This window comes from Haloferax sp. s1, assembly GCF_058382125.1.
In genome coordinates this window covers 1-718 of the sequence record NZ_JBZRPK010000052.1, presented here as the reverse complement: position 1 = coordinate 718, position 718 = coordinate 1, and the positions used below count along the sequence as shown (strand labels likewise).

1 protein-coding gene and 1 pseudogene are annotated in these 718 nt (G+C 51.4%); both read right to left on the bottom strand.

All coding sequences use genetic code 11. The features are described from left to right. Positions 1-273 (bottom strand): annotated as a pseudogene (locus QT222_RS00310) (DUF4399 domain-containing protein); the annotation flags it as partial. Between the two features lie 224 nt (positions 274-497). Beyond that, on the bottom strand, positions 498-718 hold a 221-nt coding region (locus tag QT222_RS00305), incomplete at its 5' end, for a hypothetical protein (RefSeq protein WP_491475931.1).

Genomic DNA, 718 nt, shown 5'->3' with positions numbered 1-718 from the left:
CTGTACGTACGTGCTGGTGAGTTCCGCCCCCGCGGACGGCACCTCGAACGAGACGCTGGCGTCGGAGCTGACGCCGTTCATGTACGTATCGGAGTCAGCAGTCGTGGTCACTGCTTCAGACTCCGTCGCGGTTTCTTGTTTCGTAGTCGTTTCGTTGGATTCGGTCTCGGTCCCATCTGATGGGGCACCGGTACAACCGGCGAGGCCGACAGCGACTGCACTTGCAATCGTTCCGACGAACGCCCGTCTCGAAACGTTGTTTCGCATAGACATTTTTTACGTTGATGCTGGTATGTCATCAAACTATAATTTTGCGATTGTCGATGAGTATCTGGATAGCTAACACGGAACGAGGATTGATAGCATCGAATAGGATAGTTTTTGTCGCACAGGGAGGCGTGCGCGATGGTGGTCAGACAGATCTGAAAGTATCGTGGTAATCTCTCGGGGTGCTAACCACTCAAAGAACTGACTATTCGTATTACTGGTGTCCGACATTACAACCGGATACCGTATTGGTTTTCGAACGTTTTCTTAAGCATAACGTAGGCGAAAACACTTCCAACGATGGCCGTCCCGAAGGCGATAAGCAAGAGAATATCTTCGAAGATGGTGAGGCTCACGCCCATGATGACGACGAAGTAAACGAAGGGGGCACCGTAAAGGAGGGCCTTGAGTAGGGATTCGGAGACGTTCTGTTGCTCTGAAGTATCCATAC